We start from the raw sequence: 19,487 nt of genomic DNA, 5'->3' as shown, positions 1-19,487 counted from the left end.
ATCACTCATACCTTAAAGCTGTGGCCGGTTGTACACTTGCCGCCCGCAGCGCGGGATAAACGGTTGCCAAAAAAGTGATAGCTAAGGTGCCGAGAACGATAAAAGAGAGCTGACCTAACTCCAACTGCACCGGCAGGCGTTGCCCTGCCCCTAAAATAGCTATCCCAAACATAGAAAAAAGCGTGTTGATATTCACGGTGGCCAGCACACCTATCACTAAGCCACCGAGTAACCCCAAAACGGCATTGAGTGACCCCTGGATCATGAAGATCCCCATAATACTGGAGGTTGTCAGCCCTTGTGTTTTTAGCACGGCGACATCTGTGGTTTTGTCCACCACCATCATCACCAGCGCCGACACGATATTAAAAGCGGCCACGGCAATGATTAGACTCAACATGAGCGACATCATGTTCTTCTCCATCTTCACGGCAGAAAACAGATGACCATAATTATCGCGCCAGTCACTGGTAGTAACAGGCTCACCAGCCGCCTCGAAAGCCGCCTTCACCTGAGGAGCCAGTTTGCTGGCCATAAAGGGATCGTTTAAGTAAAGACGTAATGACTTAATCGCCTTAGGGGGTTGGCGCATTAATCGCAGTGCATCGTCATGATGCACATAAGCCAGGCTAGCATCGACCTGTGAGCCCATCTCGAATATGCCCGATACCAAAAAATTACGCTGACTGGGCACAGGTCCAAGTGGCGAGTAGACAACGCCATCACCGCTCAACACCCGCAGCTTATCGCCGATGGCGACATCTAAACGGCGTGCCAACTCGGCGCCGATTACGATGCGATATTTGCCAGATTCTAAGCTAGTGAGCGAACCATTAAAGTGACTATTTAATCGCGCTAGATTTTCTTTTTCCAGCTCAGGGTAGATACCATAAATTTGCACCGCACTGATATTGGTCGGCGCCTGTAACATCGCCTGAGTCGCTACGCTCGGGCTAATGGCCAATATCTGCTTACCATCCACCAGCCTATTGGCAACCTCCTGCCAATTCTCTAAGGCCTGTTCGCTGTGCACCGTCAGTTGTGGCACTGCACCGAGAATACGCTGCTTAAGCTGCCCTTCCAGTCCATTCATCACTGAGCTGACAATGATCAAGGCAGCAACACCGAGCAAGATCCCCGACACCGCAAACACTGTGATGAAAGAGGCAAAGGGGTTAGCCTTACGTGCTCGCCAATATCGGTAACCTATGGTCCAAGATAACGCTAAATTCATGTTTGGCAGGGTCTCTTCACGCCGGAGCCTTGATAAATCATTAAGATGCGCACGATAATAGGGGTAATGGCACCCTAAAAACAAGAGGCAATCCGTTGAACAGCCAATCAAACTCCTATTTTAGCGTCGCGCATAGGTTCGCCGCTTACCTATCGCCCTGGCCGGAGGAGCAACCGCTGCCAAACGAAGCCCAGCTAAAAGCCATGCTGCCACTGGGGATGCAGTTGATTAGCGAAGTGAAGGCCATGGAATCCGATTGCCTGCTACAGCTTAGAAATCTGGATGATGACGCCCGTATTGTGGTCGATTATCTTAAACTGCAATCGCGTAAAATCGACTTGGTATTACAACATATACTGGAACAGCAACCCCATGAGGGCGAGCGCTGTACGGGTTTACATTTTGGTGGCAGCGGCGTACATCTGACAAGTCCATCTCAGCTTGAACCCGGGCGGGCCTATCGCGTCACCCTCCACATCAAAGAAGCCTTAATATCCATGCTTTGCATCGCCCAGTGCACACGCTGCGAGAGCGATGATACACAAAGTGGTTTTGACTGTGAGTTAACCTTTATTGAAATTCTCGATGAAGACGTTGAACAACTGGTCAAGGCCAGTCTGAATATTCAACAAAAACAACTACAACAACGTAAAAAGCAACAACAGAACCCGAGTTAGTTTTCACTGGCACTGGCGGGGCTAAGTCTCTACAATGACGGGCATCATTGTCGATTTTTGGCCTTAGTCTGTTTTCATGAATGCTTTTTCCGTTCTCACCCCACCGAAAGTCAAAGGGGTTAAGTCACCCCAAACCCTGAGCCAACTGACAGGTGCCGCCCAGGCCATCAGTCTGGCGAAGCTATGCGCGCAACATGACGGTCTCACCTTAGTCGTGACGCCAGACACGCCTAGCGCCCTGAGACTCGAGGCGGAGCTAAGCTACCTGCTGTCGCCAAGTTCGATACCTGTGTTGCTCTTTCCCGATCGAGAAACCCTGCCCTATGACAGCTTTTCACCCCATCAGGATCTGGTATCTCAGCGCTTAGAGACTCTGTCGCGTATTCCCAGTGCAACTCAGAGCCTAGTCATAGTGCCGATGAGCACCCTGATGGTGAAATTGCCGCCGCAGTCGTTTTTAACCGGTAATGTTCTGCTGCTTAGCAAGGGGGATAACTATCCCTTAGAAGCCGTTCGTAGCAAACTGATAAACACAGGCTACCATCATGTCGAACAGGTCTATGAACATGGTGAGTTCGCCGTTCGCGGCTCAATTATCGACCTCTTTCCCATGGGATCCCAGACCCCTTATCGTATCGAGCTGTTTGACGATGAAGTGGAGTCTATCCGCCAGTTCGATCCGGAAACCCAGCGCTCCAGCGGTGAAATCGATGCTATCCGTCTACTGCCGGCCAAGGAGTTTCCCACCCATGACGAGGCTATAGAGGGATTCCGTCAGCGCTATCGCCGCCAGTTCGAGGTGGTCGTCAAGGAACCCGAGTCCATCTATCAGATGGTCAGTCGTAAGGTGATGCCGGCGGGCATTGAGAGTTATCTGCCGCTATTTTTTGATGAAACCGCCAGCCTGTTCGATTACCTCCCCTCTGGTTGTCAGTTGGTGGAGATAGGCGAATTAGAGGGCGCCGCCAAGAGCCACCAGCAGGAAGTGCATCAGCGCTATGAAAATCGCCGAGTCGATCCCTTAAGGCCACTGCTGCCCCCTAAAGATCTCTATCTGCTCACCGAGCAAGTCTTCGAGGCCTTTAAGCAACTGCCGCGTTTTTTGATTAAAGGCAATGATTATGCGGGCACCAGCGTGCCGGCCAAGCTCGATGCCCTGCCTGACGTGGCCGCTAATCATAAATTAAAGCAGCCGCTGCTCGCCCTGAAAACATTTGCCGACAGCGGCACGCCGATATTGTTTTGCGTGGAATCTGAAGGTCGACGCGAAGCGCTACTAGATCTACTGGCCAAGATTGAAATAAAACCAGTCCTTTTGGATCACATAGATACCTTTGCCCAGCAGCCACAGCCATTTGGTTTGATTGTCGCGCCGCTGGCGCAGGGCGCCATCTATCACCCCAAGAAAGGCCCTCACTGGGCGCTGATTTGTGAGACTGAGCTGTTTGGTCAGCGCATCGCCCAGCAGCGACGTCGCGATAAACAACGTCAAGTTAGCCAAGATGCGCTCATTAAGGATCTGGCCGAGCTAAAGGTGGGTCAGCCTATCGTCCATCTGGATCACGGCGTCGCGCTCTATCAGGGCCTGGAAACCTTGGACACAGGCGGCTTGGTCGCCGAATACCTTAAATTAGAATATGCCGGTGGTGACAAGCTCTATGTACCTGTCGCCTCGCTCAACCTGATCAGCCAATACAGCATAGGCGCAGATGATGCGCCCCAGCTCAATAAACTAGGCAATGAAAGCTGGACTAAGGCCAAGCGTAAGGCAATAGAGAAGATCCGCGACGTTGCGGCTGAACTGCTGGATGTCTATGCCAGACGTCAGGCTCGTCCAGGTGAAGCCTGCCGACTGGATCGCGAAGAGTATGCTCAATTTGCCGGCAGCTTCCCATTTGAAGAAACCGTGGATCAGGAAACCGCCATAGATGCCGTCCTCACCGACATGTGCAACCCCATCTCGATGGACAGACTTGTGTGTGGCGATGTGGGATTTGGTAAGACAGAGGTCGCCATGCGCGCCGCCTTTGTGGCGGTCAATGACGGTAAACAGGTAGCGATACTCGTCCCCACTACCTTGCTCGCGCAACAGCACTATGAAAACTTCAAAGACAGGTTTGCTGACTGGCCAATTAAAATTGAGGTGATGTCTCGCTTTAAGACCGCTAAAGAGCAGCAAACCGTTCTCAAGCAATTAGAACTTGGTCAAGTCGATATTGTGATCGGCACCCATAAGTTGCTGCAGTCTGAGGCTAAATTTGAAAATCTCGGCCTATTGATCATCGATGAAGAACACAGATTCGGCGTACGCCAGAAAGAGAAGATCAAGGCGCTGCGCGCCAATATCGACATTCTCACCCTGACCGCCACGCCTATCCCGAGAACCCTCAACATGGCGATGTCTGGGATGCGAGATCTCTCCATAATCGCCACGCCACCAGCCAAACGTCTGGCGGTCAAAACCTTTGTGCGCGAATATGACGATGCCACGGTGCGCGAAGCTTTATTGCGTGAAATCTTAAGGGGCGGCCAGGTTTACTTTTTGCACAACAGCGTCGAGACCATAGAGAAACGCGCCCGTGAAATTGAGGCTTTGCTACCCGAGGCGCGAGTGATCACCGCCCATGGTCAGATGCGCGAACGCGATCTGGAAAAGGTGATGTCAGACTTCTATCACCAGAAATACAATGTGTTGGTCTGCACCACCATCATAGAAACCGGTATCGATGTGCCAACGGCCAACACTATTGTTATCGAGCGGGCCGACAACTTCGGCCTGGCTCAGTTGCATCAGCTTAGGGGCCGCGTAGGTCGCTCGCACCATCAGGCCTACGCCTATCTGATGACGCCTCATCCTAAGCGGATGACCAAGGATGCCATTAAGCGACTTGAGGCCATTGGTGCCCTTGAAGATCTCGGCGCGGGCTTTATGCTGGCCACCCAAGATCTTGAGATACGGGGCGCCGGTGAACTTCTTGGCGACGAGCAGAGCGGCCACATCTCTAAGATCGGCTTTACGCTCTATATGGAGATGCTCGAAGATGCGGTGAAGTCCCTTAAAGAAGGCAAAGAGCCCTCGCTGGATCAAATGTTAAGGGGCCAGTGTGAAATCGACCTGCGCATCCCCGCCTTGCTGCCGGAAGATTATGTGGGCGATGTGAATATACGCTTATCTCTTTATAAACGTATCGCCAATTGCAGTAGCTCTCAGGCGCTGGACGAACTCAAAGTGGAGTTAATTGACCGTTTCGGCCTACTGCCGCAAGCCACCAAGAACTTGCTTGAGATCTCCCTGTTTAAACATCAGGCCACGGCTCTTGGCATTGCCAAGATCGAGATGCACGCCAAAGGCGGTAGCCTGGAGTTTAATGATGATCACTGCGTCGATCCTGGCTTTATTATCGGCTTATTACAGAGCCAGCCACAAAATTATCGTATGGACGGCCCAAGTAAGTTAAAATTCCTGATGCCGACAGAGACAGATAAGGATAGGCTAGACCTCTTGTCGCTGATCATCTCTCAACTAATGCAACATCGCCTTGGAGAACCGCGTGCTTAAAAAGAGTCTTTTATTGGTAACCACCCTCACCTCACTGTCTTTTCCAACTTGGGCAGACGCAGAGCGTTGGTTTGAAGTGGAAGTCTACCTGTTTGAGCGTCAGGGAAGCCAGCTGGAAGAAACCTTGTCAGCACCGACGAGCCGCCATACTCGTCAACCCATCGACATGATCTCCCCCCTGTTTGCTACCGATATCACAGGGGCAAGTTTGGGATTGGAAGGTTGTAGTGCCCAGCAATGGTTAGAAACACCTGATGCGTGCGACAAACAGTTGCAACAGGCACAGGTCACCCATCCAAGCAGCATTCCCGTTACCATAGGCGCAGCGACGCCACAATATGCGACACCAGGTGCTGGCACAGTATTACTGGCCGATTCTCAGTCACAGTTTGGCGACATGATAGCCACCCTAAAACGAGAAGCGGGCCACAAGGGGTTGCTACATATGACCTGGCAACAATCTATGTTGCCGCGCCATCAAGCCAAACCTGTGCGCCTCTTTGCTGGAGAAGATTACTCAGATCGCTTTAATGAGAGCGGCTTTGCCACCAATGGGACTCAAGCGTCACAAAATGAAGCGATTCCACAGTTTAACTTCGATCTAAATTTCGACGACAAACAAGCAGAGCCTATCTGGGCACTCGATGGCACGCTCAATATCTATCTGAATCACTATCTTTATGTGGAAACTGGTTTAACACTCCATAGAGAAGGGAGCAAACGTCAGCCACAATTGGCTGATGAGACAGCAATGCTCCAGGTCCCCTATTTGCACAGTATCTATATGACGCAAAACAAGCGGGTGAAGAGTGATGAAATACACTACTTTGATCATCCGAACATGGGAATGATTTTACAGATCAGAAAGATGGAGCAGCCCAGCGAATCTGGCTCGCTTTAGTACAAAGCTAGGCTGATATTCACAAAGCTAACTCATAGAGAGAAAAATCGAGGTCGATCTCATCTTCCTCGATTTCTTCGACCAACACCATTAACCACCGCGCTTCCAGATAGCTGCCATTATGCTCACGTCATAATAGCAATGGTGTTAAGCATCAATTCGAGCATCGCTTAGTGCTTTGGTGTAAACCCTGAAGAAATACCAGTAAGTGAGAACACCTTAGCGGCGAACTTGCGTCAATAGACAGAAAAATCGAGGTAGATCTCGTCAGCCTCATCTTCTTCGACTAACACATTGTCTACTACAGACTGAGGCGAGCCCTGCTCACTCCAGGCAATAAAACGATCTACCGCCGAGCCACCACCTTGCAATAAAATCATCACACGGCCATCTTCAAGATTTTTCGCATAACCTGTCAGCCCCAGCTCATTTGCCTTAAGCTGACTGTAGCGCCTAAAACACACGCCCTGAACCTTTCCCGATATTGTCAATAATACCCGCTTCATCTGCGCCTCATTCTTCTTATCATCTAACCCTTTGAAGATAACCCAATCTGGTGGGATGGGCAAAAAACAGACAAAAAAAACAGCTAACTAATAAAGTGGTTAGCTGCATCGGGCGACATACGCAAACTGGGAAAAGGTCTTTAAGACCATCATGTAACAATATGTATCATGTTGTATCATAAAATGGATAAGTGATGCTAGATTTGAATGGCAAGAAATGACTATTACATACGATTGCGCTGTCATCTGAACACAGAATAATCAACTAAACCTTACTCAAGCTTCCTCATAAGTCGCTAGCAATCTGTCACTAGCAGCAGAAATCCCCATTAAAAGGTCTAAATGACGCCCATAAAAAAGGAGCCATCAGGCTCCCATTTCAATAGGTTTAGTTTACTGCTGCTCTTTAAAGGCTTTAATCTCAGTCAGGTGCGCAGACAAGGAAGGAAACTTATGTAACTGCTCTTCATCCCATACTATGGGATAAAACGGGGTCAACGCATCGGCAACCGCCTCGTTGTCATGCACCTCATCCTGACGGGATAGGATACACATGCCGCGTCCCTTGTGCTTCTCTCTGAACTGGCTGACACACTTGCTGGCGATATCCGCATATTCCTCAGGCCTGTCAATTTTTCCCACCATATTGTCTTCCGGATGTAGATTAGGATTTATCATCACTGTCTTAAGACCATTCAAAAATCCTATACGCTCTGCCCAGTAGCCTCCAAGGCCGACGCCAATTGCCAGTGGCGCTGGGTCATCACTCTGTTTCAATTGACGACTCACCTCATTAAGCAGATATTGCATATCATGCTTGGGATGAAGCGTGCTGTAACTGACCAGACGCACATCGGGATCGACAAACTGCAACTGGCGCATTTTTTCATGATTACCTGGACTGGTGGCATCAAAACCATGGAAATAGAGGATCATCCTGTTACCTGCTGATAAAGAGTGAATATTAACTTTAGCTAACTCATCACAAGCTGTTGTTGCGCTACATCAAATTTAGCCCATACAAATCTGCTCTGCTATCCTTCTTGCCTCAAGATAGCGAGATTCATCCTCAAGCGCCTTGGCCACCTGAGTGCTATTAGCCAAGAGTTTACGCGCCGGTACTTGCGGGCCCTGCTCCGGCCAGGTAAAAGAGGTAAGCAGCTGATTGACGCCTTCACTATCGTTACAAAGCAAAATCATGTCACATCCGGCCTCAATGGCCGCCTTTGCACGCTCGGGATAGCCGCCAACAACACCTGCGCCTTTCATACCCAGATCATCAGAGAAGATCACGCCATCAAACTTGAGCTCTTCCCTTAACACCTGCTTTAGCCAATAGGCAGAGAAACCTGCCGGATTGTTATCCACCTTAGGATAGATAACATGAGCCGGCATAAGCCCTTGCAGGCGCTGCTTAGCCATCAATTGTTTAAATGGCTTCATGTCCAAGGCGCGGATCTCATCTTCACTACGCTCATCAACTGGCTTGGCGATATGTGAATCGGCCGCCACACTACCGTGGCCGGGGAAATGTTTCCCGACCGCGGCCATTCCAGCATCGGCCATTCCCTGAATAAAGGCATCGGCCAGCACAATAACCTCATCGGGCTTATCGCTAAAGGCGCGCTTACCGATCACCTGGCTGATACCGTTCAGATCCAGCACAGGAGCAAAACTCAAATCGATATCACAGCTCAATAGCTCCACAGCCATCAGAAAACCCAGCTCGGTAGCCCACGCCTTCGCCAAGGTCATATCCTGTTTTGCAGCCGGTAAGATATCCCCCATCGCTGGGATCTTGCTAAAACCATCAATAAAGCGCTGAACCCGACCCCCTTCGTGATCCACGGCAATGAGGAGTTCAGGGCGCACGGCACGCATTGAAGCCACCAGCTCACAAAGCTGCTGGCGATCCTGATAATTGCGGGAAAACAAGATGACGCCGCCCACCATAGGGTGCATAAGTTGGCGGCTCTCCAGCTCATTCATTTGAGTGGATAACAAATCCATCATTAAATAACTCAAAACTCCCCCTAAAAAAACTGTTAAACAAGCTTAATAATCAAACTTTAGTAAAAAACAAGTTGAATAACTAGATGACATAAGTCTTTGTATAAATTTGATAAAGCAGCCTTTATCTCACTCATGAATCAAGAGACAAACTCATTAGCAATAGTATGCCTAATGCGAAAGTAATTCCTAAAAAAAACTAATGCGAAAGCTGCGACTAAAGTATGGGATACTTAATAATTGATAATCTTAATGTGCTCGCAAGATTAGCACAACAGGGCAATATTGACGCCCCTTGGGCATGAATAATTTATTTAGCCTAAAATCACTGAGACTGAATAACGAAAATAATGAATACGACAGGGTTTTATAATGATTAGCGTTTTTGACATGTTTAAAATTGGTATCGGTCCCTCAAGCTCCCATACCGTTGGCCCCATGAAAGCGGGGAATATCTTTATTCAAGATTTAGAGAAACATGGTCACCTTGCAGAAACAGATGAGCTGAGATCTGAGCTGTTTGGCTCCCTAGGGCAAACAGGTAAAGGCCACGGCACAGGTAAAGCCGTGATCCTCGGCCTCATGGGCGAAGCCCCCGAAACCGTCGATACAGACAAAATCGATGCTACCCTGGCACAGGTACACGACAGCCAAACCTTAACCATGCCCAATAACAAGGTGGTACGCTTTAGTCGTGAAGATGGTATTACCTATCACAGACGCAAGAGCCTACCGGCCCATGCCAACGCCATGACCCTATACGCCTATGCAAAAGGCAACTGCATCTATCAGCGCACCTACTACTCGGTAGGCGGCGGCTTCATCTTAGATGAAGATGAGATTCTCGCTCAAGACGCCTCCCCCGCCTCGCCCATCGAAGCAGCGCCCTATGACTTTAACAGTGCTGCCGAGCTTCTCGACATGTGTGTCGAAAACGGCCTGAGCATCTCTGCGCTGATGATGGAAAACGAACTGTCCATCGCCAGCGAAAAAGAGGTGAAAGAGCGCCTGTTGACCATATGGCAAACCATGAAGAGCTGTGTCGAACGTGGCTACCAAAAAGAGGGCATACTCCCAGGTGGTCTTAAACTCAGACGCAGAGCGCCAGCGCTTTATCGTCGCCTCAAGGCTGAGAGCAAGACTGTCGTCGATCCTCTTACTGCCATGGACTGGGTCGATCTGTTTGCGCTAGCGGTAAACGAGCAAAATGCCGCAGGCGATCGCGTAGTAACCGCGCCAACCAATGGTGCTGCGGGCATCATCCCTGCCGTACTTTGTTACTATGACACCTTTGTTCAAGAGGTGGATGTGGATATCTGCTGTCAGTACCTGCTGACCGCTGCTGCCATCGGTATTCTCTATAAGAAGAATGCTTCCATTTCAGGCGCCGAGGTAGGCTGCCAGGGTGAAGTCGGTGTAGCTTGTTCTATGGCCGCTGCAGCGCTTACAGAGATCATGGGCGGCACGGTAGAACATGTGGAAAACGCTGCCGAGATCGGTATGGAGCACAATCTGGGTCTGACCTGTGATCCTGTCGGTGGCTTAGTGCAGGTGCCTTGTATCGAACGCAACGCCATGGGCGCGGTCAAGGCCATTAACGCCTCACGCCTGGCGATGCGCGGCGACGGTAACCACAAGGTCTCACTCGATAAGGTGATTAAGACCATGATGGATACGGGTAAAGATATGCGCAGTAAATACAAGGAAACCGCCAAAGGCGGACTCGCGGTAAATATCGTAGAGTGTTAATCCACTGCTTAAAGAAAAACTCGCCTTAAGGCGAGTTTTTTTATGGGACAACTACAGCTTGTTAGCGTATGGGCAGTTCCACATCCGCAAAAAGATTCTCAATCAGTTGTGGATCTCTGAGCGCCACCGCTTTTTCTACAACCTCTTTGGTCAGATGCGGCGCAAAGTGCTCGATAAACTCATACATATAGTTACGTAAGAAGTTGCCCTTCCTAAAGCCTATCTTGGTCGTGCTATGGGCAAACAGATGGCTGGCATCTATGGCCACCAAATCTTTATCAATCACAGGGTCGACCGCCATCGAGGCGATAACCCCCACACCTAATCCTAGTCTGACATAGGTTTTTAACACATCGGCACTGGTGGCGGTAAATACCACGCGAGGGTCGATACCAGCGCGGTTAAAGGCCTTTTCAATTTCAGACTCTCTGTCGAAACCAAAGACATAGGTCACCAAGGGGAAACGACCGAGGTCTTCAATGCTTATCTGAGTACGTGACGCCAGCGGGTGATCTTTGGTCACCACAATTGAGCGGTTCCAGTGATAACAAGGCAGCATGATCAGATCGGAATAGAGGTGCATCCCCTCAGTGGCAATGGCAAAGTCCGCGTCACCACGTGCCGCTAACTCGCTAATCTGAGAGGGTGTGCCCTGGTGCATATGCAGATTAACCTTAGGATAACGGTCAATAAAGGCACGGATAATACTGGGCAGCGCATAACGGGCCTGGGTATCTGTGGTAGCAATATTCAACTCCCCCTGATCCGGCTTGGTATACTCTTCCGCGACCTTTTTAATACTTTCTACCTTACCCAGAATATCATTGGCGATATTGATCACCTGCTGACCGGCAGGAGTCACATGGGTAAGATGCTTACCACTGCGGCCAAAGATCTGAATTCCCAACTCATCTTCTAACATCCGCACCTGTTTACTAATCCCAGGCTGAGAGGTGTAAAGGTTCTCTGCTGTCGCCGATACATTAAGGTTGTGGTTAACCACTTCGGCAATATATCTGAGTTGTTGCAGCTTCATCGTCTATCCTTTGCAAAGGCCGGCTTCTCCAAGGGAGTCACAGCCAGAATTCAGTACGCTAACATAATAGTTATGTATAAGAATTAGTTATAGTACAGGCATAAAATTAAATCAAAGGGGAATATAGCATAGAGGTGAGATGAATCACACGACATTAAGATAAAGCTAGTCTAAGATAACTATGCTAGCGTATTGATTTATAGTAGCATTAATGGAATTACAAAAAGAATGGTAGCTCTATGATATTTACTTTGGTTCTGATCCTCATTGGTGCGTTGCTGCTACTGGTTATTGGCATCAATGTGATCCAACAACAAAAAGAACGCGCCGAAGCCGAACGCAGAACTGAATTAGCCAGACAGAGAGCCATTATCGACGAAACCGAGAACGTGCTTTCATGCACAGGCATGTTCCCCTGCTCTACCAATCTGGTTCTGATCCTCTATAAGCGTGTACAAGAAGCGTTGACCTTGTCAGTCTCTCTCGGTGGCCCTCAAGCTAACGATTACAAACGTCGACTCACAGATCTCAGTGGTCAGATTGAAAACTTACAAAACGCTCAAAAACAGACACCCGCCATCGAAGGTTTTCGCCTGCCGGATACCGATAAGCAGATCTTAGATTTAGTCAAAGTACTTAAGAAGCTCAAGGCGATATTGCGCGCCGAGCACAATAAGGGCAAAGTTGACCCGAACATTTTTGCTCAAGAAGAAGCTCGCGTCGATAACCTGCAGCTGAGAATTAATGTCGATTCCATGCTTTCCCGCGCCCGCAGCGCCTGTTTTATGAAACAATATGGTTCCTCTAAACAGATGGTCACTAAGGCGTTAGCCACGCTGCACACGATCAAGGCGCTGACGCCAAACGATCCTTTTATCACCAATAAAGTGGACGAAGCCAAATTACTGCTCGATGAGATCATGGGCGCCCAGGAGATGGCGCAACCTAACGCGCCGCAGCAGAAGAGTGACGAGGATGATATCGACGTACTGTTCCAGCCGAAGAAGAAATGGTAACAGCCGTCGCTACGACACAAAAAAACCACCGCATTGCGGTGGTTTTTTATAGCTCAAACACTTTGATATCGGAACGCTTAGGGCGCCAGTCGGTCGATATCCCAGCCGTTTTCTTTACCGCTTGAATCTTTACGGGTATAGAGGAAACGATCATGCAGACGATATTCGCCGCCTTGCCAAAACTCTATGCTGCTAGGACGCACCCGATAGCCACCCCAGAACTTAGGTAGTGGTACTTCGCCCTGGCTAAATTTAGCCTTCATCTCGGCAAACTTACTCTCCAATGCCTGACGGGCTGATATCTTGCTGGACTGTTTAGATACCCAGGCGGCAATCTGACTCTCTTTAGGACGCGTCACGAAGTACTTGAGCACCTCTGCAGTCGAGAGCTGCTCCGCAACCCCTGTCACCGCAACCTGACGCTCCAGAGCATGCCAGGGAAACAGCAAGCTCACCTTGTTATTCTGCGCAATCTGCTCCGACTTACGACTAGCAAGGTTGGTAAAAAACACAAACCCCTCGTCATCGAAGCGTTTTAACAACACGATGCGCTGAAACGGCTGACCATCGGCGTCGACAGTCGCTACCGACATGGCGGTAGGATCCGGCAGGATCTTGGAATCCCTAATCTGCTCTATCCACTTCTCGAACAAGACCATAGGGTTATCCGGCAGTTCTTCTCGATGCAGCCCACCCAAGGTGTACTCACGTCTAATATCACTTAAGTTCGACATCTGCTTCCTTACCCGTCCTGATTTAGCTTACTTCTTATGTGCGCAGGCCCATACGTGCAGCATCTCTAGCCCTAAGGTTGCACCCGCAAGGGCCGTAATTTCGGCGCTGTCATAGGCGGGGGCCACTTCGACGACGTCCATGCCCACTACATTCATGCCACGCAGACCACGGATGATCTTCATCGCCTTGTCGCTGGTGAGACCACCACAAACAGGAGTGCCCGTGCCAGGTGCAAAAGCAGGATCCAAACAGTCGATATCAAAGGTGACATACAATGGCATATCGCCGACACGGTCTTTAATCTGGGCAACAATCTCATCCGCGCTTAGCTCATTGGCAGCGGCCGCATCGATAACCTTGAACAGATGGCTTGGCTTGTCATATTCGGTACGGATCCCCACCTGCACTGAGTGAGAGGCATCGATGATCCCTTCATTAGGCGCGTGGAAGAACATGGTGCCATGGTCGTACTTGCTGCCTTGGCTATAGGTATCTGTGTGCGCATCGAAATGCAGCAGCGCCATCTTGCCATGTTTCTTATAGTGAGCACGCAGCAGCGGCAGGGTCACAAAATGGTCACCACCAAAACTGAGCAGCGCCTTACCAGAATCAAGGATCGCCGTGGCAAAGTCTTCGACACGCTGGGTGAAATCGGCTGCATCGCCACAGTCGTATACGAGATCGCCGGCATCGACCATTTTTAGGTGATCGGACAACTTAAAATCCCATGGCCAGCGGCACTCTTCCCAGGCCAGATTCACCGACGCCTGACGAATAGCGCCAGGTCCCATGCGACCACCCGAGCGACCTGTAGTGGCCATATCAAACGGCAAGCCCAAAACCACCACATCAGCATCGCTTTCAAGCGGTTTAAAATCCAGTGGTTGTCTTAAATAACCAAATGCATTTGAGTAAAGCGAGTAATCAGGCTTATCTGCAATAGTGGTCATATTTGCTCCAAATAATAGAAGTAAAGATCACAGCGTAACTGGCAATAACTGCTCACAATCGCGCTGCTTATAGTGTTTTATATAAAGGCCTAGGCCATCTGCCAAAGTTAATTCACCGCTGGCCTGCAGGCTATACTGCTCGGCGCAGTATCCTGGCTCCTGGGCCTCAAATCCTGAAACATCCCAACTTACCGGATTTAAGCGGTTTAGCAACTCATTTACTATACCGCCAAGATCTTCGCCGAGCGACAAATTCGTTTCCAGGCTCACATAGGAGCTCGCCTCTTGTGGGGTGATGTGCACCGTGAAATAGTCATCCCCCCTAAGGGCATTGAGTGAATAACCCAGTGGCGAGAACAGGTGCGCATCAAAATAAAAACCCGGTAACAGCTGAGATAAATTGAGCCTGGTGGCTATCCCCTCGGCCGTTTGCCTGTCGCACAGCAGATAGTCGGCCAACTCACCACGAATATGATACATCTGCACCGTTTGAACCGCCTTAAGTTGCACCATCTCTCCAGATAAAAAAAGCTGGTGATGATGACCATCCAAATGGCCAATGCGATAGGCATCGCCGCTTAGCATCCCCCTAAGCCGGGCGATATCGTCTTCAAAGCGGCTGCTTTGCAAGGCGGGTAAAATCTCGCTTTTACGCTGGTAACTCAAGCTGGCAATCTGAACATTACCGAGTGATTCAACCAGACTCAGTACCGTCTCTATAAGCCGGGTATTACCGCAGGTGATGAGCACCAGATTATCGTGCCAGACAAACAAGCTGGACTCGCTGAGCAGGTACGCATCGCACTGCTCACAGCTCAGCTTGGAGAGGATCTCTGTATCACTCTTTAAAAGAGCGCGGCGCCAAAAGTCATCGCCCAAACCTCTTAGCGACGGACTAGCTGCCACTAAGGTTAGCGATAAGCGTTTCTCCGCCCCTTCAAAGTACATCGACTCGCTCCTTATCGTCTTAAAGGATCTCGGCTGGCGTTAGCCGAGATCCCTAGGCGAAACAGGCTAGCTTGCCAATCAGGAGAAATCTTCCAGATAGGTGTAGCCTTTCAGTCCAATCTGCAGCTCTTCAAGAATATTGGCGCGCTCATCTTCTTGAATATGCAGGTTTACCAGCTCTTCATAGGTACGCATGAAAGAGACAGCGTCTAGGTTCACATAACGCAGCACATCGGCCACGGTATCGCCAGCCAGTACTGACTCAATATTCACCAGACCATCATCGTCCAGTCGCACTACGGCAGAGTTGGTATCACCGAACAGGTTGTGCATATCCCCGAGGATCTCCTGATAGGCACCCACCAGGAAGAAACCGATAAGATAAGGACTCTCTGCACTCCAAGCCGGGACTGGCAGGGTAGTTTCAATACCTTGACCATCCACGTACTGATCCACTGTACCGTCTGAATCACAAGTAATATCCAGCATCACGGCGCGGCGCTCAGGCGCCTTATCCAGGCCACTCAGCGGCATTATTGGGAACACCTGATCAATACCCCAGGCATCTGGCAATGACTGGAACAGTGAGAAGTTCACGAAGAACTTATCTGCCAGTTTCTCATTGAGTTCGTCGATAACAGGGCGGTGGAAACGGTATTTACCACTCATCACACCCTTTAATTCGTAACAGACGCGCAGATTCATCTGCTCCGCCCAAGCTCTGTCGGCCAGACCCATCTGCCCCAAAGCAAATAGCGAATGGACCTCAGCCAGATCGCTTTGCACATCATGGTAGATCTCAATCAGGGCACGTTGATCGGCGCGGCCGCTCACTTCTCCCCAAGAGTCCCACATATTCTTCAGCTGCTGCGGCGCGTCATCATCCGGAGCCTGTAACTGCTCAGGCTGATAGGCTTCGGTGCCTATCACGTCGGTGATCAAAACCGCATGATGAGCCGTCAGGTAACGACCAGACTCAGAGATGAGGCGTGGCATAGGCTGATCGTGCTCGCGGCACATATCATTGAGCACACTAACGATATTATTGGCATATTCGGTCAGGCCATAGTTCATCGAGTTACTGCTCTGGCTACGGGTACCGTCATAGTCAACGGCCAAGCCGCCACCCACGTCGAAGCACTTCACATTGGCGCCCATCTTCTGCAGTTCACAGTAGAAACGCCCCGCTTCGCTGACACCGCTGCGGATGTCGCGAATATTGGCAATCTGCGAGCCCAGGTGGAAGTGCAGCAATTGCAGGCTATCCAGCATGTCGTGGTCTTTAAGCGAGTTGATCACGTTCAACACCTGAGCCGCTGACAAACCAAATTTTGATTTTTCACCGCCGCTGGCCTGCCATTTACCCTTGCCTTGGAAAGCCAGACGCACACGCAGACCCAAACGAGGAGTCACGCCCAGCTTCTTAGCTTCGTCGAGAACAACTTTAAGCTCAGATAGCTTCTCAAGTACGATATAAACTTGATGGCCCAGCTTTTCACCGATCAGTGCCAAGCGGATATATTCGACATCTTTGTAACCATTACAGATGATCACCGAGCTGGCCTTCTGCGCCATCGCAAGCACAGCCATCAACTCAGGCTTACTGCCGGCTTCCAGACCCAGCTGCGGCACCTCTTTAGACACTTGGCTGGCTAAGATCTCTTCTACAACCGTTTGCTGCTGGTTAACCTTAATAGGATAGACAAGCAGATAGTCTGATTGGTAGTCGTAACGAGTGATCGCCTGATTGAAGGCATTACACAGGCTATTGACCCTGTGATGTAAAATTTGTGGGAAACGCACTAAGACGGGCAATGCTACGCCGGATTTAACCATATCCTTGGCGAGTTCATTTAAACCAATAGTGTGCTCAGGATGATTTGGATCGGGCGATACCGTCACCTCACCGGCCTCGCTTATGCCGTAGAGCCCAGAGCTCCAGTAATTTACGTTATAACCAACATAAGCATCTTTAATAGACCAATTACTCATATTTTCTCAACCTGTCTATTTACATTTATATTCGGCAGATACTTTGTCTGCCAACACATTAATGTTACTTACTATCGCACCTATCAGGTAAATAAGCCGCAACATCAACACCGTTTCTTGGGTGTCAGATATCGAAGTTATCCTTCGAGTCCCCGCCATATTAGTTAACTCAATTTATACTTGTCTAAAGTAAAAAAAGGCGCGCAATTAAACCCCTGAATTTAACTAAATGCAAGTATCATTATCACATTAATTTATTACAAGGTTTTTTGCACCCAAACAGGCGACAATACTGACTTTTATCCCTGACAGGTGTTCAAGCTTTTTTACAGTAAATTCAGCTTGCTGCCGCTTAGCAGCATGCTGATTAACGCCCCTTTATCGGCGCCTTTCTGCCCACTCGGCTCACTGACCTTTAGCTCAAACCCCTATGTCACCAAAACGCATCTGCACCCAGGGCGTTAAATTAATGAGATTAACCCCCTTAGGCTAAAGCATCTTGCTGAGAATTCCACTATAATCGCCACACTTAAACTTGTTAGTAATGTCATAGAGAACCCCATGATAGAGATAGGAAAGAGTTGTACCCTGGAGATCGCCAAACGTGTCGACTTCGGTGTGTACTTAAATGCCCACGAATTTGGCCAAGTCTTGCTGCCTAATAAAGTCGCACCTAAAGAGTGCGAGGTCGGCGACAAAGTCGAGGTGTTTCTCTATCTGGACTCCGAAGATATGGTGATCGCCACCACTAAACGTCCTAAAGCTCAGGTGGGGCAATTTGCCTATCTAAAGGCCATCGCAACCGGCCCTTACGGCGCCTTTCTCGACTGGGGACTGGATAAAGACTTGTTTCTTCCCTTCGGCGAACAGCACAGAGAGATAGAAGTCGGTCGCTCTTATCTGGTCTATGTCTATGTCAATAGTGCCGATGAGCGCATCGTCGCCTCATCGAAGATCGATAAGTTTCTTGATAAGACACCGCCCCCGTATCGTAACGGCCAAGAGGTGAATCTCATCATCGCGGGCACCACAGATTTGGGCTTTAAGGCGATTGTCGATAATGCCCATTGGGGTGTGCTGTATAAAAATGAAGTTTATCAGCCCCTCAAATTTGGTCAGCGAGTCAAAGGCTTTATTAAACGCGTGCGCAGTGATGACAAGATAGACTTAATCCTGCAACGCGGTGCAAAAGATGAGCTTGATAAGCACGCCACTGCCATCTTGATGAAGCTCAATCAAGCCGGTGGCTTCCTGGCACTTACCGATAAGACGGATGCTGACGTCATCTATGCCCAACTTGCCATGAGCAAAAAAGCCTTTAAGAAGAGTATCGGCGGCTTGTACAAAAGTGAGAAGATCACCATCGAAAACGACGGCATACGTTTGACCGAATAGAAGTTGAGCATTGGAGGCGCCAAGCCCCTGATTGTCTTTGCATAAAAGCATAGCTCTGATATAACAGGGCTATGCTTTTCTTATATGGATATCTTAACCATGAAACTCACCTCCCATGAAGCACGTGTCATCGGCTGCCTGTTGGAAAAAGAGAAAACCACCCCAGAGCAATATCCACTCTCTCTCAACGGTCTGACCTTAGCCTGTAATCAAAAATCCAGCCGCGATCCTGTGATGAACCTGTCGGAAGCGGACACTCAGGCAGCTATCGATTCTTTAGCCAAGAAACGCCTGATTGCTGAGCAAAGCGGCTTTGGTTCCCGAGTGGTGAAATATAAGCATAGATTCTGCAACACCGAATTTAGCGATCTCCAACTCAGCGATGACAAGGTCGCCATCATCTGCCTACTGCTATTAAGAGGCCCACAAACGGCGGGCGAGCTCAGAACCCGAAGCAACCGCCTATATGGATTTACCGATGTCGGCCAGGTAGAGCAGGCATTGGAGGCGCTATCGAAAATGGAGCCCCCCTTGGTACGTCAACTGCCTAGAGAGCCGGGCAAACGGGAATCTCGCTTTGTCGAGCTATTTAGCGACACCGCCGAGCAACTCCCTACACAAGCCTTTACCCAGCCAAAAAATGAGCCACCAGGTGATGCTCTAAACCATGCACTAAACGAAAGAGTCACCCAGCTTGAACAGGAAGTCGCCGAGTTAAAACAGCAACTTGCCGAGCTTGCTGGTAAAATTTAACGACAATCTGACACACATAGACAAAC

General features: G+C 49.6%; 16 protein-coding genes. 7 read left to right on the top strand and 9 right to left on the bottom strand.

What is annotated here, in order from left to right:
• Position 1: 1 nt before the first annotated feature.
• The gene (locus NY07_RS11985) at positions 2-1,234 is read right to left on the bottom strand and encodes a lipoprotein-releasing ABC transporter permease subunit (RefSeq protein ID WP_033539595.1); all 1,233 of its coding nucleotides are present in this window, start codon (positions 1,232-1,234) and stop codon (positions 2-4) included.
• A 95-nt stretch (positions 1,235-1,329) separates the two neighbouring features.
• Between NY07_RS11985 and NY07_RS11980 the strand changes: the two genes are divergently transcribed.
• From NY07_RS11980 to NY07_RS11970, 3 genes are all read left to right on the top strand, one after another.
• Positions 1,330-1,911 (top strand): hypothetical protein, encoded by a 582-nt coding sequence (locus tag NY07_RS11980; protein ID WP_033539594.1) that lies wholly within the window; start codon positions 1,330-1,332, stop codon positions 1,909-1,911.
• Between the two features lie 76 nt (positions 1,912-1,987).
• Positions 1,988-5,470: a transcription-repair coupling factor gene (gene mfd / locus NY07_RS11975; RefSeq protein WP_033539593.1), complete on the top strand. Its 3,483-nt coding sequence runs from the start codon at positions 1,988-1,990 to the stop codon at positions 5,468-5,470.
• Between the two features lie 13 nt (positions 5,471-5,483).
• Complete coding sequence (locus tag NY07_RS11970; RefSeq protein WP_232479425.1) at positions 5,484-6,371, top strand: peptidoglycan binding protein CsiV; 888 nt, start codon at positions 5,484-5,486, stop codon at positions 6,369-6,371.
• 236 nt (positions 6,372-6,607) lie between these two features.
• On the opposite strand, the gene NY07_RS11965 is transcribed toward NY07_RS11970, so the two are convergent.
• From NY07_RS11965 to nagZ, 3 genes are all read right to left on the bottom strand, one after another.
• The gene (locus NY07_RS11965; RefSeq protein WP_033539639.1) at positions 6,608-6,877 is read right to left on the bottom strand and encodes an acylphosphatase; all 270 of its coding nucleotides are present in this window, start codon (positions 6,875-6,877) and stop codon (positions 6,608-6,610) included.
• Between the two features lie 393 nt (positions 6,878-7,270).
• Entirely contained in the window at positions 7,271-7,813 is a 543-nt protein-coding gene (ycfP, locus tag NY07_RS11960) for an alpha/beta hydrolase YcfP (protein ID WP_033539591.1), read from the bottom strand.
• A 75-nt stretch (positions 7,814-7,888) separates the two neighbouring features.
• Complete coding sequence (gene nagZ, locus NY07_RS11955; protein ID WP_033539590.1) at positions 7,889-8,902, bottom strand: beta-N-acetylhexosaminidase; 1,014 nt, start codon at positions 8,900-8,902, stop codon at positions 7,889-7,891.
• A 357-nt stretch (positions 8,903-9,259) separates the two neighbouring features.
• Here nagZ and NY07_RS11950 point away from each other — a divergent pair, with 357 nt between their 5' ends.
• On the top strand, positions 9,260-10,636 hold the full coding sequence (locus NY07_RS11950; RefSeq protein ID WP_033539589.1) for an L-serine ammonia-lyase: 1,377 nt from the start codon (positions 9,260-9,262) through the stop codon (positions 10,634-10,636).
• A 61-nt stretch (positions 10,637-10,697) separates the two neighbouring features.
• On the opposite strand, the gene cysB is transcribed toward NY07_RS11950, so the two are convergent.
• Positions 10,698-11,672 (bottom strand): HTH-type transcriptional regulator CysB, encoded by a 975-nt coding sequence (cysB, locus tag NY07_RS11945; RefSeq protein WP_033539588.1) that lies wholly within the window; start codon positions 11,670-11,672, stop codon positions 10,698-10,700.
• A 239-nt stretch (positions 11,673-11,911) separates the two neighbouring features.
• Between cysB and NY07_RS11940 the strand changes: the two genes are divergently transcribed.
• Positions 11,912-12,688 (top strand): hypothetical protein, encoded by a 777-nt coding sequence (locus NY07_RS11940; RefSeq protein ID WP_033539587.1) that lies wholly within the window; start codon positions 11,912-11,914, stop codon positions 12,686-12,688.
• A gap of 77 nt (positions 12,689-12,765) precedes the next feature.
• On the opposite strand, the gene pdxH is transcribed toward NY07_RS11940, so the two are convergent.
• From pdxH to speA, 4 genes are all read right to left on the bottom strand, one after another.
• Positions 12,766-13,422, bottom strand: a complete 657-nt coding sequence (gene pdxH, locus NY07_RS11935) for a pyridoxamine 5'-phosphate oxidase (RefSeq protein WP_033539586.1) — start codon at positions 13,420-13,422, stop codon at positions 12,766-12,768.
• 27 nt (positions 13,423-13,449) lie between these two features.
• Complete coding sequence (gene speB, locus NY07_RS11930; RefSeq protein ID WP_033539585.1) at positions 13,450-14,373, bottom strand: agmatinase; 924 nt, start codon at positions 14,371-14,373, stop codon at positions 13,450-13,452.
• Positions 14,374-14,400: 27 nt separating this feature from the next.
• Positions 14,401-15,321: a hypothetical protein gene (locus NY07_RS11925; protein WP_033539584.1), complete on the bottom strand. Its 921-nt coding sequence runs from the start codon at positions 15,319-15,321 to the stop codon at positions 14,401-14,403.
• A 78-nt stretch (positions 15,322-15,399) separates the two neighbouring features.
• The gene (speA, locus tag NY07_RS11920) at positions 15,400-17,313 is read right to left on the bottom strand and encodes a biosynthetic arginine decarboxylase (protein WP_033539583.1); all 1,914 of its coding nucleotides are present in this window, start codon (positions 17,311-17,313) and stop codon (positions 15,400-15,402) included.
• Between the two features lie 561 nt (positions 17,314-17,874).
• On the opposite strand from speA, the gene NY07_RS11915 reads away from it, so the two are divergent.
• Both NY07_RS11915 and NY07_RS11910 read left to right on the top strand, forming a co-directional pair.
• Entirely contained in the window at positions 17,875-18,708 is an 834-nt protein-coding gene (locus NY07_RS11915; RefSeq protein ID WP_033539582.1) for a CvfB family protein, read from the top strand.
• Positions 18,709-18,807: 99 nt separating this feature from the next.
• Positions 18,808-19,461 carry a YceH family protein gene (locus tag NY07_RS11910; protein ID WP_033539638.1) on the top strand — a complete coding sequence of 218 codons (654 nt, stop codon included), beginning with the start codon at positions 18,808-18,810 and terminating at the stop codon, positions 19,459-19,461.
• Positions 19,462-19,487: the final 26 nt, after the last annotated feature.

It is taken from the genome of Shewanella sp. ECSMB14101 (assembly GCF_000773485.1).
GTDB lineage: Bacteria > Pseudomonadota > Gammaproteobacteria > Enterobacterales > Shewanellaceae > Shewanella > Shewanella marisflavi.
Note: the sequence above shows the minus strand (reverse complement) of the source record. Positions and strands in the feature narration are given on the sequence as shown.